Annotated in this window: 8 protein-coding genes; all 8 read right to left on the reverse strand. The window is 39.3% G+C overall.

The genetic code is table 11. The features are described from left to right. Window positions 1-589 precede the first annotated feature (589 nt). Complete coding sequence (locus tag ACO1O5_RS16735) at window positions 590-1345, reverse strand: LytR/AlgR family response regulator transcription factor (RefSeq protein ID WP_486272237.1); 756 nt, start codon at window positions 1343-1345, stop codon at window positions 590-592. Window positions 1346-1697: 352 nt separating this feature from the next. After that, a complete protein-coding gene (locus ACO1O5_RS16740) occupies window positions 1698-2756 on the reverse strand; it encodes a ScyD/ScyE family protein (protein ID WP_486272239.1) in 1059 nt (352 codons plus the stop codon). 762 nt (window positions 2757-3518) lie between these two features. Further along, window positions 3519-6818 carry a ligand-binding sensor domain-containing protein gene (locus tag ACO1O5_RS16745; protein WP_486272241.1) on the reverse strand — a complete coding sequence of 1100 codons (3300 nt, stop codon included), beginning with the start codon at window positions 6816-6818 and terminating at the stop codon, window positions 3519-3521. A gap of 60 nt (window positions 6819-6878) precedes the next feature. After that, the gene (locus ACO1O5_RS16750; protein ID WP_486272243.1) at window positions 6879-7145 is read right to left on the reverse strand and encodes a hypothetical protein; all 267 of its coding nucleotides are present in this window, start codon (window positions 7143-7145) and stop codon (window positions 6879-6881) included. A gap of 377 nt (window positions 7146-7522) precedes the next feature. Then, window positions 7523-8038: a hypothetical protein gene (locus tag ACO1O5_RS16755; RefSeq protein WP_486272245.1), complete on the reverse strand. Its 516-nt coding sequence runs from the start codon at window positions 8036-8038 to the stop codon at window positions 7523-7525. 211 nt (window positions 8039-8249) lie between these two features. After that, entirely contained in the window at window positions 8250-10646 is a 2397-nt protein-coding gene (locus ACO1O5_RS16760) for an ABC transporter permease (RefSeq protein WP_486272247.1), read from the reverse strand. An 83-nt stretch (window positions 10647-10729) separates the two neighbouring features. Next, a complete protein-coding gene (locus ACO1O5_RS16765) occupies window positions 10730-13162 on the reverse strand; it encodes an ABC transporter permease (protein ID WP_486272249.1) in 2433 nt (810 codons plus the stop codon). Window positions 13163-13428: 266 nt separating this feature from the next. Further along, window positions 13429-15383: ABC transporter permease (locus tag ACO1O5_RS16770; RefSeq protein WP_486272251.1), on the reverse strand; the 1955-nt coding region annotated here is incomplete at its 5' end.

The following is a 15383-nucleotide window of genomic DNA, read 5'->3' on the forward strand; positions in this document are numbered from 1 at the left end:
CCCCGGTACCAGCGCCAATGAGTATTTGAATGAATCTACCGGGTAACTCATAAAATCAGCAGGGTAATTAATTATGCGTGGGATAAATAAATAGCGCTGGTTACAACAATGAAGAAGATCATTATAGGTTTAAGAAGCTAAAAGAATGGCGGCTGTTCTGTTCTCAAATTCTTCACCGGGTTGGCAATCGCTGCTTTTATAGTTTGAAAATCCGGCGTGAGAATCGTGTCCTAATTCATTCGATTTCCGAAAGCACTGATAAATTATAAAGATTATCTATAAACAGCCTGATTTTTTATTCCTATGAGTAATAAAACGTTGCCTTTCCAAGCAACCACTTGATTACGACTTCGGGCCAAAAACATTAACCCGCGTATTATCTTGTTATAATTTGATAACGTTAATCAGCTTATAACGCCGATACTTATTTTCGTTTCTCATCTGCGATCACTTCCATTTCACCATCCACAATTTTTATTGTTCTTACCGATTGGTCATCCTGCATTTTAATGACGTATATAGAAGATTTAAAAAAGCTAAGAGAAAAAAATAAGGAGACGGAATAAAATATAAGATGCGAAAAGCGATGCTACGTTTGTTTATTCATAAATAACTTTAACAAAGCGTCCTTGCGACTACGGGAAACATACACAGAAGATCCATCACTCATAATAATATACCCTCCCTCGCCGCGGACATATTTCGTTGCTTCTTTAATATTAACCAGGTAAGAATGATGTACACGAATAAAGAAAGCGAAATCATTTAATTGTTCTTCTACTTCTTTTAACATGCGACAGGCTATAATTTTTCTTTTGCCTTTAAGATGAAACCAGGTGTAATTGTCATTGGATTCGCAAAACAATATCTCCTCAACAGGAATTAATTCAAAACCATCGGAAGTTGGTATTGGAATTTTAGGAAATACAATATCCTTATTAGCGATCTTACTTAGCAGCATTTGAAATTGTTCTTCACCTGGTAATTTTTTTTGATTTTCTACCTTGTGAACGGCAGCAATAAGCTCTTTCGGATCTATGGGCTTTAGCAAATAATCCAATGCACTAAACCGGATTGCTTTAATTGCATATTGGTTGTAACTGGTGGTAAAAACGATAGAAAACGGAATTTCATCAAACTGCTCTAACAATTCAAAGCCGTTCATTGATGGCATTTCGATATCAATAAATACAAGATTAGGCTTCAACTTTTCAACAGCATCAAGCCCTTGTTTTGCAGAAGAACATTGTTCCAATATTTGTACCTGTGGGCAAAAATCTTTTAAGATAATACTCAGTGTATCCAGACAATGTTCTTCGTCATCAATAAGAATTGCTCTGATCATAAGTGATAGATACCTCTATTACCGCCAGAATAAAATCTTGTTGCAATTACTGCTCACAAGATTCTTTTACCTGCTGAAATTAAACTCCTGTTTTGCTATCTTTTAAAAATCAACAGCCATGGCGGATTCGCAAGTTTTAGAGTACTCTAAAATTAATTAATTGAATTCAGCAAAGCAATAATTTAAAGCATTTACCTACGAAGAAGAACACGCATAAATCCCGCGGGCATTGTTTATTTCCGCCCAGGGTATTTATAATCTTCTAAGAATACCAGTTAAAGTGTGAGCCCATGAACGCAAAGCCTAAATGAAAGATTCCCAACTGCTGCCCGAAAGAAAATCTTTCATTTTATCAATCATTGAATGGGGCATCGCTCACGTGTTCAATGGTCCATACTTCGCCGGTAAGCGTAACAATATAGGCGGTCGTTCCGATGAACTCAAGCGAGGTGGGCCGGTCAAGTCCGTCCCTGACTACGGTGAACGTTCTGTCATCATTTACCTTCACTAATGAGCCAGTGTTAGGTAGTGCGGGGGTACCCTCTTCAACCCCGTCCCATACGCCCTGCGAGAGTGCGTAGAGTGTGTGGCCACAGTTAAACTCCACATCAACCATCAGTCGGGCGCCGGAAGCCACGGTGGTAACTGCGGGAGATTTAGGGCCAAACGATATTACCTTGCCATCTTCCGGATTGTGAGGAACGGGCCCGGCCTCGGCCATGTATATTGTACTGCCTGACAAGGCGAGCCCGGTGGGAACAATATCCTCAAATGCTTTTACTTCAGTAATCTTACCATCGAGTTCAACATACAATACACGATTGTGATGCCCATCAGTCACCAGGAATCCGCCATGATAGGCCTGAATAGCATACTGTACCCCGGTTGGAACCTCGAAAGCGAGTTTTGGTGGATGGGCAATGGAGAACGCACCAATATCGGCAATGATGGTATAGCTGTCTGGCCCGTCTATGCGATAGATGCCAACCACGTCGCTGCCTCCCACATCTGTACCTACAAGCGTTACCAGAACGTAAGCGGTCTTACCAAGGAAGGCAACGTCCCACGCACCGCCTATCCCCACCTCGGGGATTAATAGTGGCAATCCACTTGCAAACGTAGTGACATTACCGGTCATGGGGTCAACGCGTGAGACCTTACCTAGCGCGCCTTCAGTGACGTACAAAGCACCGTCAGGACCAACAGTACTTCCTGCAGTCCCCTGAAGGCCCGATGCCAGCAGTCGGGCGGGGCCAGGGGTCCTCTTAGTATTACATTTTCCAGTAGGGTGAACAGGATTTTTATCACAGCCTGCTAGCACACCTAAAATGGCAAATAAGACAATAAATAAAGCGAGCACTTCAGGAATTCGTCTTGCAGAAGTAAACCTTTGTTTAGATTGTTTGAACATAATGGTAACATTTTAGATAGTGAATAAAAAATTATAAAGCCGGGTTAAAATTCGGAATAAGAAAAACTTACCTTTCTTGTGCGTGTGGCATTTCACGATTAGCACGGAAAAAAATCACAGTTAGAGTAAGGAAGGTTAATGATTTTTAAAAGGATTTTGAATTACATTTTCTGTTTCGGGAATTAATTAAAACTTGAAAAGACAGCCACGACTTTAGAGGAATTTACATATACATGTACTTGATTTTACTTCAATAGAATTCATTTCTAAAATACAGTAGAAGATTAATTTGTTTAAGTACAATTGGGTGAAATGCATTTGCAATAAGGTAATCGGTTAATTTGATTGGGTGAATTGCAGGTGCCTGATTAACAACCGGGCGATAATGCGAGGCAAATTTGGGGTAATGTCAGCCATTATCTCAAAATGAATACCTCGTAGAGAGTGATGCTGTACCTCTCCATTGGTTCAGGCATCTAAACGAATGATATGCGTTTTCTACTTATTCCTTGTAGAAGATTTATGAATAAATGAAAATGAAATTAGCGAACGACAAAAAGATTGTTAGTGTTTTTTATGCCCCCTCGGCAACGCAAGAATGAGGCGTGAACCCCAAACACAAGTCAATGAATTGAAAGAGCAGTTATTTATTTTAATCCTTGTGTGAAAAACGCTGAATAAGCCAATAAAGACATACCGGACAGAACAATATATTTTGCATATTTCATCTAACTAACGTTAATGATTTTTTTGTAAAAAAAATTATTGCACAAGAGATATTCTCAGGATTACTTCAGTGCCGCCTGCACTCCCGTCAGGATGAACGACGTCATTAATTATGACAGCTTCTGTATTTTCTTTTTTATCCATCATTGTGATCCTGCCTTTCGTAACTTCTAACCCCATGGATTTATGTGTTGTCGCAGATTTACTTTTCAACTCGGCTGCTTTCTTCCTGCCAATCCCGTCGTCACTGATTTTTATTTGTAAAAAACTTTCTTCTTCCGTGATCTCTATTTCAAGATTTCCAATACCCTGCTTACCTGCGTGGTCCGAAGGAGTCTTTCGGGACTGGTCAGGCAGGTGCATCAGCCCGTGCCAGATGGCATTTTCTGCATAAGGCTGGATGATGAGCGGCGGTACTTTTAGCACTTCCGTATCTATTTCATCATCCACGGAAATTTTGAAATTGAAGCGATGATTGAAACGAAGGGATTCCAGTTCCAAGTATAATTGCAAAGCCTCAAGTTCACTTTCTAATGTGATTAAGGAAGCATTTGAATTTTGCAGGATCAATCGCACCAGTTTGGAAAATTTAGTTAAGTATGCCGATGCCTGGTCTTTATTATTTTGAAGAATAAACCTGTTAATAGAATTAAGCGAGTTAAAAATAAAGTGTGGATTCATTTGCGCACGAAGGGCTTGCATCTCCAATTCCGCAGCTTTGTGTTTTTGTACAACTATCTCGTGTTTCATTTGGATTTTATTTATACGATACCGCATAAATGCATAAACTAATCCCGCAAACAATAAAGCATATAATATATACGCCCACCAAGTCCGATACCACGGCGGGTTGATGATGACTACCATTGAAGTTCCCTGTTCATTCCAAACACCGTCGTTATTTGTTCCTCTTACCCTAAAACTATATTTTCCCGGATCAATATTGGTATAGCCAACATAACGCCTCGACCCGCTATATACCCAGCCTGTATCAACTCCTTCCAGTTTGTAGGCGTATTGATTTTTAGCCGGGTTGCAAAAGCTTAAAGAGGAAAATTCAAAGGAGAAATGATTTTGGTCGTAATCCAAAACGATTTTTTTTAATTCATTAGCGCCTTTTTCGATTTTATCGAACACTTTAAATTGGGTAATAACGATTGGTGCAATAGGAGAGTTTACTTGAAGTTGATCGGGATCGAAGAAATTAAATCCGTTATTACCCCCAAAGTATAACGTGCCATCCATGCCCTTATAATGAGCACCTCGTTCCCTGACACCCGCGGCAAAGATATTTCCCTGCAGACCATCCGTATAATCATAATTTCTAAACATTTTAGTTACAGGATCGAATCGCGAGAGGCCATTGCGGGTGCCCAGCCAGAGATAACCTTTATTGTCTTCTTCAATAGAAAAAACCGTATTACCCGCCAAGCCTTCTTTCTCAGTAAAAGTTTCAAAACTTTCTGTTTCGTAATCAAAACGACATAACCCACCGGCCCAGGTCCCGAGCCAAAGATTTCCTTTTGAGTCTTTGAAAAAACATTTTACAATATTAGAACTGATGCCGAGCGAATCATCGAAATTGTATTTATAGTGGCTGATTCGCCCGGTCTGCTTATTAAACTTATCGGTTCCTCTGCTTCCATGGCCGATCCAGATATTATCCTTCGAATCTGCAAAAATGGATTCCACAGTTCCATCACTAAGGCCCTCAGAATTTTTGGGATCATAATAATGGTGGTTAGAAAATTCACCTGTTTTCTCATCAAAACTCCTGATCCCATTTCCCCCTCCTATCCAAAGAAATCCCTCGTGGTCTTCAGTAATAGAAAGAATTACCAAATCACCTAAAGGAGCGGGATAATGAGTGAACTTCCCCGTTAGTATGTTTAATTGCGACAGGACATCTCCATTGCAAATCCATAGGTGTCCATGCCTGTCTTTTAACATTGCCGTAATGGAATCATGCTTCAGGCTTTTGGGATTTGCGGGCTCACTCCTGAAATGCGCAAATTGATTAGTTCTTTTATTCCATTTGTTCAACCCTCCTGCGTGAGTACCTATCCAGATAAACCCTGCTGAATCTTCTACTATGGCCGTGACCTGGTTATTGCTTAGAGAATTATTATTGCGTAGCTCGTTGCGACGGAGTCCAAATGATTTCCTGTTCAGATTTGCTTTATTTAGTTTTGCCCCCCAGGCAGCTTGTGCTGAACTTCCGGTCTTCGCAGCCGCCCATATAATTCCCGCCTTATCAATTTGCAGACCAATAATAATATTAGAACTTAAACTGTAGGGATCCTCTGGATTATGGAAAAAAGAGGTAAAAACGGTACGGTCACTATTAAGCTTGTTTAATCCCTTATCGGTGCCAATCCATAAATTTCCATCCTGGTCTTCTTTGATATTATTTCCAAACCAAAGCGCCAGGTTATTGCTGGATATAGAGTGAATATCTCCGGGATCATTTTGATAGCGTTTCCATTTATTTGTTTTTTTATTAAAGCTATTTAATCCATTATCGGTTCCCACCCACATAACGCCAGCGTGGTCCTCTAGTATTGATCCTATAGTATTGATAGCTGAACTTTTCGAATCACCCCAATCGTTGACGTAATTTTTTATTGTAACATTTGAAGGCTGGCCTCCGTTTACCGGGGTTATCTGTAACTCGTGTAGCCCAGTCGTATTTCCTACCCATAAATTACCGGCACGGTCTCTGCAAATAAACCTTATAGCGCCACGGTGCGTGCCCTGAATTCCCATCAACCCGCCATCACCCAAATCAAAATCTTCATCTAAAAACTTTCCCGCTTGCTTGTCGAAGCGACATAACTCACCTGATGCGCTTCCCACCCATAACATCCCGTTGTTGTCTTCATTAATAGCTGAAATATTCGGGTTAAAAAACTTTGCATCAGGAGACGGTTTATAGCGTGTAAATTTTTCAGTGGCTCTATCAAACTTGCATAAGCCTTCAAAAGTAGAAACCCAGATTGTACCAGATTTATCTTCAAAAATGGTGTAGATAAAATTTTGAGAAATCGAATTAGAATCGAATGGATCAAATTGGTATTTCGTAAACGAATACGCATCGTACTTATATAATCCGTCAAATGTGCCAAACCACATAAAGCCTTTGCTGTCCTGCAACATGGCTGTTACATTTTCATTCAAAAGCCCGTCTTCAACGCCGATATGTTCAAAACGTAAGTCCGCGCTTTGAGCATTGCTTTTCGTGTTAGAGCCGACAAACAATACCAGGCTAAACGCCAGGCAAAAAAACAGTTTCAATCGGCGACAAAATGATAGTGCTTTAATGGTAAAGATTTTCATTTTAAAAATTCTTATTCAATGGCGATTCAATTGTGCGTTGTTCATACTCAATATATTCGGTTACTCTGTCACCGGGATTTTTAACAACACCTCCATTCCTCCTGCATTACCATGCGGTAATACCAGATCAATAATTTGTATGGCAGAATCTAACTGTTTCTTGTGCTGAAGAATGGCAATGCGATCCGCTGTATTTTGCGTTCCTATTGATTTATTTGTGGAGGCAGATTTGCCTTTTAATTCAGCAGCCCTCTGCCGGCCAACAAGGCATGCATTGCAAATAGTAACAATCAAGAAAAAAAATGTCACGTATTTTGGGTATTTCATCTACCAACCCTTTTTATCTGTGATAATCTAACAACATTGGTATTATAGAAATTACATCAGTTCAAGTTGCACAGCCATCAGGATTTACTGCGACATTGATCAACAACAAGGAATACGATTATCATTTCGCTGCACCCTTGCAGTACGGTTGATAGTTATTTTACCAGAACCAATTTGACCCATTGCTGTCCGTTTCAAACTGTAGTTATAAGTTACAAAGATTCTATTTATCCAGCCTGATTTTTTATTTTTGTATGGGTAAGTAAAAAGGTTGCCTGGAAAGGCAACCACTTGATTATGACTTCAGGCCATAAACATTAACACGCTTATTATCTTGTTACAATTTGATAACATTAGCCGGCTTATAACGCTGATACTTATTTTCGCTCATTATCTGCCATCACTTCCATTTCGCCATCGGCAATTTTTATTGTTTTTATTGATTGATCATTCTGCAATTTGATTGCATAAACTGAACGGTCATGTAGCTGGTATTCATTGCAAAATTCAATTTGATGATCATAATACCGACTCTTTACCATAGATCTAATATCAGAAGGAAGTTTGTCTTCCGGATAAGTCAGCAGATTATACAACCATTTGCCATTTTCGTCATATTTTATCCGAAAATCAATACCATTGGAAAGAAAATTTGCGATAACGCCACCTGGCACTTTAAACCATTTCTCATCTGAAACTTTATGAAATGATTTCTCGAAATCCTTAAGCGCTTTTAAATTAACACTGGTCTTGCTAATTTTAGAAGTACGTGAATTTGATACAGTAACCGTTCTTAAATCATTAAAAGCAAACGTATTTTCAGTTTGTCCTTGTGCATTTTTTGCTGTTGCAAATAATGCCACGATTACGATTGAAGAAAGTAGTTGTTTCATTTTAATTTATTTTTATGGTTATTTTTTTTTGATTACCTATATAAAAGTAAAACAGCAACTTCCCCGGTACCAGCGCCAATGAGTATTTGAATGAATCTACCGGGTAACTCGTAAAATCAGCAGGGCAATTAATTATGCGTGGGATAAATAAATAGCGCTGGTTACAACAATGAAGAAGATCATTATAGGTAAGAAGCTAAAAGAATGACAGCTATTCCGATCTTAAATTTTTCACCGGGTTAGCAATCGCGGCCTTGTATGTTTGCGAAATGATGGTAAATAAACCGATCGCTAATAATAAAGCAAAACATAGAAGCACACTGAACAGCCCGAAATTAACCCGTAAGGCAAAGTTTTGCAGGAACAAAAAGCCTGCGGTATAGCCAATAGGCATTGCAATAATTCCGGCAATAAATAATAGTTTAATAAATCTTCCGGATAACATTTTTACTAATTGTTTTTCGCTTGCGCCAATTATCTTTCTGATGCTTACTTCTTTTTGTTTTACTTCTATGGAATAAACCACCAGCCCAAGAAGACCCAGTGTGGCAATAGCTACGGCAATAAATGCCAGGAAGCCCAACAAAGATACCGTGGCAACCTGTGAATTACTCTTATCGAGATCTTCATTAAGCCATGAATACGTGAAAGGCACTGCGGACGCAAATGTTTGCCATTCACTTTTAATACGGCTTTCAATAACATCTTTATTAGTATGTGCTGTTGTTATATACAGGTAACTATAAGCGTTTTTCTTGTTTCTAAACGCAAGCGGAGCAACAGGCCTGCCTGCATTTTCATAGTTAAAATCCTTTACCACACCGGCAATTTCCAGTTTCGTTGAATCATTGATCCAGAGCTTTTGACCCGGTGCATTTTCAATCTTACTGATACCCAAAGCGTGGACTGCTTTTTCATTCAGGATAATATATTGTTCATTATTTGCATTGGAAGCTGGTTGAAAATTTTGACCTGCAACGAAAGGAATATTCATCGAAGGGATAAATTGATCATCAGCGTAATAATAATTTATGGTCGTAGCATCTTTTTTATTACTTATCCATACAGGCATGCTCATACCTTGAAAATGCTTACCAAATTGAGATGACATTGCGGATACCGATTCTACGCCTGTCATGCTTTGGATTTTTTGGGCCGCAATCTTATCATCAATTCCATCAAGTGGAACTATCATTACATTATCTTTTCTGAAACCAGGACTTGCCTTCGCCATAAACGAAAACTCGCGGTAAAAGGCAAAAAGAAATATGATAATGATAAGTGATAGGCTGTATTGAAAAACAATTAACGCTTTTTGCAAACTAACCTTGCCCAGAATTTTTGCAGTCGATAAATTCTTCAACACACGTAAAGGCTTAAACGAAGATAATATCCAGGCAGGCGATGCACCCGCAATAAGCCCCGTAAATACTGCAAATCCCACAGACCAGTATACCAGGGCCGGATTATAATGAAATGTGGAAGGAATAAACTCATAGTCGTCGTTAAACGGTGCATAATGAATTATAAACGAAAGAATGAGCCAGGCAAATGAAAGTGCTGCAAATGCCAGCAAAACAGATTCAATAATATACTGCGTAAACACCTGGTGGCGGCGGGCTCCAACAATTTTTCTTATGCCAACTTCTTTAGCTCTTGTTAGGGCTCTTGCAATGGTGAGATTGGTATAATTAAAACATGCCGCAAGTAAAATCAGCAACGCTACACCCATCTCAAAATATAATTTAGTCCACGAAGTTCCCCTGCCGATATTGTTACTTAACTCCTCCACACCGGGAGTAATTTTGTCAATGCGTTGCGTGCCGAACGAACTGGTTCCTTCTTTGTTTAATGTATTTAACTCATTCGCAAAGGAATGAAGATTTTGTGAAAGACTTGAGAGACGTGTATTTTCCTTTAAGAGTACATAAGTATATGCTGCGTTAAAAGCAAACCAGTCAGAAGAGTTTGCTGCAAGCACTTTACTTCTTTCCAAATTCGCTACGCTGCTGTATGAGGCATAAGCATCAAAATCGATATGAGATTTACCGGGCATGTCAGCGAGTACTCCCGTAATAATAAAGTCACCTCCTTTTTCCATGCTGATAACTTTCCCAACAGGGTTAACCGTTCCGAAAAATTTCTCAGCAGTTGTTCTATTAATTACAACTGTATTCGGATTTTGCAACGCCGTCTGTTCATTGCCTGATGACAGGTGGAATCCGAAAACTTTAAAAAATGAAGGCTCGGTAAATGCGCCGTCGATATACAATTCTTTTCCAGCGGTGGTTGCTTTGCCATTAAAAGCAGGATATATGTTTACAAGGCTTTCAACAATGCCGGTATCTTTCAATAGCGCATCATATAACGGTAAGGGCGTACTCGCCATTTTCCAGGGCTCCCCGTTTTTCTTTGCATAACCGCTCGTAACCCGGTAAGTTCTATCCGGGTGAGGATGAAAATTATCATAACTCAATTGATCCTGTAGGCGAATCATAATCATCAGCCCAACGGACATGCTTAGCCCAAGACCAAAAATATTGATGAAGGAAGTGAGCCTGTTCTTTGATAATGTTCTAATGGCTATTTTAAAATAACTCTTAAGCATACACTAAGTTTTTACGTCGAAAATGAACCGGGATAATTTCAAATCACTATTCATTTTCCAATTATTTACTTTCATAATTATTTCTACTCAGACCTTAAACTCTTTACAGGATTGGCCACTGCTGATTTAATAGCCTGCCAGCAAATGGTTACGAGTGCAATTAATATTACCGCTACCCCGGTTGTTACGAATATGTCCCACGAAATTTTAATCCTGTAGACGTAATCCTGCAACCATTTATTCATTAACAACCAACCTAACGGTACCGCAATAACCAAAGATATTCCTACCAGCTTTAAAAAATTGCCGGTAAGCAAAGCAAATACATTGGCAACCGAAGCACCCAGCACTTTGCGAATACTTACTTCTTTACTGCGTTGTTCTCCCATAAAAGCCGCCAGGGCAAACAGGCCGAGGCATGCCACGATGATTGCCAACACCGAAAAACCGGTAAAAATGTACTCCATTCGTTGCACATCAGCATACATAGAGGCATAGCTTTGATCGAGAAAATTATAGCGCATAGTTTGATTGGGTAAAAAATTCTTCCATACACCACTGATAGCCGTCAGGGCAGTCTTCATGTCAGCAGCATTCACCTTTACAGAAATGATGCTATTGCTATTTCCCAAAACCATAAGCAATGGATTCACCTGTTGTTTCACACTCTCATAATAAAAGTTATCGACCACTCCAATAATCCTCAGGTGTTCGTCTCCGTTAGTGACCATTTGCCCGATCGGGTTTTTAAATCCAAGCCTTTCCGCCATTGCCTTGTTAATAATCGTTGCTGCTGAATCTGTATGCATTTCCTGCGTAAAGTTTCTGCCGGCGATCAACTTCATACCAAGGGTAGGAATATAATTTTCGTCTACTACCCAATGCTGTGTTTGGACGCCATTACCGGTTAGGAGTTCACCTTCTTTCCAAAATGTATTGCCGTTTCTTTTAGTCCCGTCAACAGGAAGAAAATCACTTACACTAACATTCTTTACAACGGGAAGACGTAGTAACTCATTTTTAAAAGACGCCGTATGGTCACGTAAAGCATCAGCCCCTTGTATCATCACCACCTCATCTTTATTAAACCCAATAGTGGAATTAAGAATGTATTGCATTTGTTTATAAATAACACTCGTGCTGATGAGTAATACAATTGAAATAGTGAATTGCAACACAACGAGTGTGCTTCGTAAGCCCGCGTTCTTACTGCCTAAACTAAGGTTGCCTTTGAGTGTATTGATGGGCTTGAAATACGATAGATAAAATGCAGGATACAAACCCGCAAGCATACCAATTATAAACGCAGCAGCGATAATCGAAGGCACCATCCACCACTGGTTCCACGGCATTGATAAATGCGATGCTGAAATTTTATTGAATACCGGTAACACCATTATAGCAACTATCAACCCCGCAATAAAAGACAAGAAACTATATAATAACGATTCAGTAAGAAACTGCCTTATAAGATTACCACGGCTGGAACCAACCACTTTGCGCAGCCCAACTTCTTTTGCCCGGTTAGCAGAACGTGCAGTAGACAGGTTCAAAAAATTAATACATGCCAAAACCAAAATGAATATCGCGATGGCAGCAAACATCCAGATGAATCGAATATCGCCATGCTTTACATTATCTTCCTGGATGCTATAGGAATGCAGGTGAATATCCGTAAGCGGCTGCAGGTAGAGCCTTGCACCTTTAAAATTTTCTTCAACATTTTTTCTCCCCTGGGCTTTACGGGATGGTATCATATATTTATCTAAAACATCTGCAGTAATTTTTTTATTGAATGCGGGGATGTTTACACCTGGCTGCAATTGCAGGTAAATTTGGTAATTGCTTGATGTCCATTTTTCCTGCTCACCATCCCAAAAATTGACGCCTGATAAAGAAATAAAACCTTTATACTGTAAATGCGAATTAACAGGAAAGTCTTCCATTACACCGCCAATCTTTATAAGATTTTTGGTATTGTCATTAAACACCAATGTTTTGCCAACCGGGTTTTGATTGGGATAATATTTCTCGGCCATGCTTTTGCAAATGACCACCGAATTGGGCGCTGAAAGAGCGTGCGTGCGATCTCCATACACCATATGTATATTTAATATGTCAAGTATGGAAGAATCCGCAAAACAAAAACCGCTTTCATAATTATCATTCGCCTCATCAGACCTTCTTACCTGGTTATTAGCGCCGCCAAATAATTCACTGCTCATGGTACGGCCCGCTTTTATCACTTCAGGAAAATCATTCAATAATGCCCGTGCCATAGGTGGCGGGAAACTCACGCCGCTATGAACTTCGCCATTTTGTTTTGCTTCGCCAACAATCCTGAATATGTTTTCTTTATTGGGATTATCCTGGTCGTAGCTCAACTCATTTTTAATGTATAAAGCAATTAATAAACATGCAGCAATACCGATTGCAAAGCCGCCAATATTTATAGCTGCATACATTTTTTGCTTCCCCATATTTCTGAAAGCAATTTTTAGATAATGCCTGATCATAATAGATTTTTAAAGTGAACCCGATAAAATATAATATTGCTTCATTAAAAATGAATTACAAATTCATCAGTTCGTAATTAGAAAAATTTAATTAAAGCCAGGTTGTTGTTGAAGTGTTAAACTAATGGCAACCGATGTGCCAATTTGGAAATCCTTTATTAACAGACCTTTACAGTAAGCTCGCTTGTTTAAAGTGTGCGATAACGAACAGTCTGGTGTTCGGGATTGAACGGCGGAGATACATGATAACATTGCAAAAAGTAACCCTATTCCGTTCGCAAACTTTTTACAGGATTAGCTAATGCAGCCTTTATTGCCTGGAAACTAATAGTAGCCAACGCAATTAAAACAGAAAGCGTGCCTGCCAATGCAAATACCCACCACGAAATATGAATTCTAAATGCAAAATCCTGTAACCAGTTATGCATTACAAACCACGCAACCGGTGATGCAATTATAAATGCAACGATCACTAATTTGATAAAGTCTTTCGAAAGTAAAACCACAATATTGGAAACAGAAGCTCCTAATACTTTCCTCACTCCAACTTCTTTGGTGCGCTGCGCCGTAGCAAAAAGTGATAGGCCAAATAAACCAAGACACGCGATAAAGATTGCAAAGCCGGCGAAGATCCCAAATACTTTTCCGAATAGTTGATCGTCGCTATACTGATGGTTGAATTTTTCATCCACAAAATAATAATCGAAAAAATTACCCGGGAAAAAAGTTTGATACTTCGCTTTTATCAACGCTATTGTAGAAGCGATGTCCTTGGAAGCGACCTTAACTGATATCGGGTTGTTAGTTCCGTAACTAGGTAAATAAATCGTAGGTTCCAAAGGATACCGCAATGATTTCTGATGCACATCATTGATTACCCCGACAATGTCATAATTGTTTCCGAATAACTTTATTGATTTGCCAATTGCCTGTGCGTTTGAACTAAAGCCCAGCTGCTTTGCAGCCGTTTTATTGATCAAAATATTATGCAGTTTACTCCAGTCAGGATTAAAATCAGTGTTAACGAAATTTCTTCCGGCTAGTAATTTAATTCCATATACATTTATAAAATCGGCATCAATACTCTCATTGCGCATGGTAAATTTGCTTTCGGTATTGGAATCGGCCCGTTGTATATTAAATGCTCTTGACAATTCATCGCCGGCTATTCTTCCGGTAATGGATGCACCCTTTACATTGGGTAACTGATCGAGTTCGTTCTTAAAACTATTTGCCCTGTTAATAAATGTAGAATCCCACCTGGTAAGTATAGGCGCCTTCACCACCAGAATTTGAGAAAGGTTCATCCCAAGATCCTGATGATTTAAATATCGTATTTGTTTGTATACTACGAATGACCCAATGATCAGCGCCACCGTTATAGCAAACTGGCCTACCACCAATATTTTACGAAAGGCGATGCCTTTGGCAGATGTGGCAAATTTTCCTTTTAAGACTAATATAGGCTTGAACGCAGATAAGATTACTGCGGGGTAAAATGCTGATCCTGCAATTCCAATAAGCATCAATATAATGACACCGATAGTAATTCCATACCCGCTTAGGCCGGTTGAAAATAGATATAACATTGATAACTTGTGGCCAATTAAATTATTAAATCCATTTTGAAGCAGGACGACCAATAGGCTGGCAACAGATAAGCTAAGAAGATTAATGAGAATTGATTCTGTAAGGAACTGCCGGATTAATTGCATCCGGGTAGCCCCTGTCACTTTACGAATACCAACTTCTTTGGCCCGCTCCAAAGATTTTGCCGTGGAAAGATTTATATAATTTACCCACGCAATAACAATGATCAGCACAGCAATAATAAGTAGACCCCAAACTACGGTAGCACTACCCGTTTTACCAATTTCATATTCATAGTCAGAATACAAATGCGCTTTAGTTAACGGTTGTAATAGAAACTTCTCATCGCTGCCGCTTACTTTGCTTCCCTGGAAATATTTCTCACTAAAAGCACCGAGTTTTGCTTCCTGTTTTTTATAATCGGCTCCATGCTGTAATTGTATGTAATGCCAAAAATCAGAATCAGTAAAATCATTGTTAGCCTCTTTCCAGTTGCCATTGCCACCGCTGTATAGTGTATTGTACGACACCAACAGGTCGAAATTTAAGTGAGAATTTTCAGGCACATCTTTACAAACGGCGGTTACCTTGTAAGGCATCGAATCCCTCGATATCACAATTAATTTCCCGA

This window comes from Ginsengibacter sp., assembly GCF_057362405.1.

Excerpts from the sequence above, each read along its gene's own strand:
- ACO1O5_RS16740 (WP_486272239.1), bottom strand. The coding sequence starts at position 2,756 with ATGTTCAAACAATCTAAACAAAGGTTTACTTCTGCAAGACGAATTCCT.
- ACO1O5_RS16745 (WP_486272241.1), bottom strand. The coding sequence starts at position 6,818 with ATGAAAATCTTTACCATTAAAGCACTATCATTTTGTCGCCGATTGAAA.
- ACO1O5_RS16765 (WP_486272249.1), bottom strand. The coding sequence starts at position 13,162 with ATGATCAGGCATTATCTAAAAATTGCTTTCAGAAATATGGGGAAGCAA.
- ACO1O5_RS16755 (WP_486272245.1), bottom strand. The coding sequence starts at position 8,038 with ATGAAACAACTACTTTCTTCAATCGTAATCGTGGCATTATTTGCAACA.
- ACO1O5_RS16735 (WP_486272237.1), bottom strand. The coding sequence starts at position 1,345 with ATGATCAGAGCAATTCTTATTGATGACGAAGAACATTGTCTGGATACA.
- ACO1O5_RS16750 (WP_486272243.1), bottom strand. The coding sequence starts at position 7,145 with ATGAAATACCCAAAATACGTGACATTTTTTTTCTTGATTGTTACTATT.
- ACO1O5_RS16760 (WP_486272247.1), bottom strand. The coding sequence starts at position 10,646 with ATGCTTAAGAGTTATTTTAAAATAGCCATTAGAACATTATCAAAGAAC.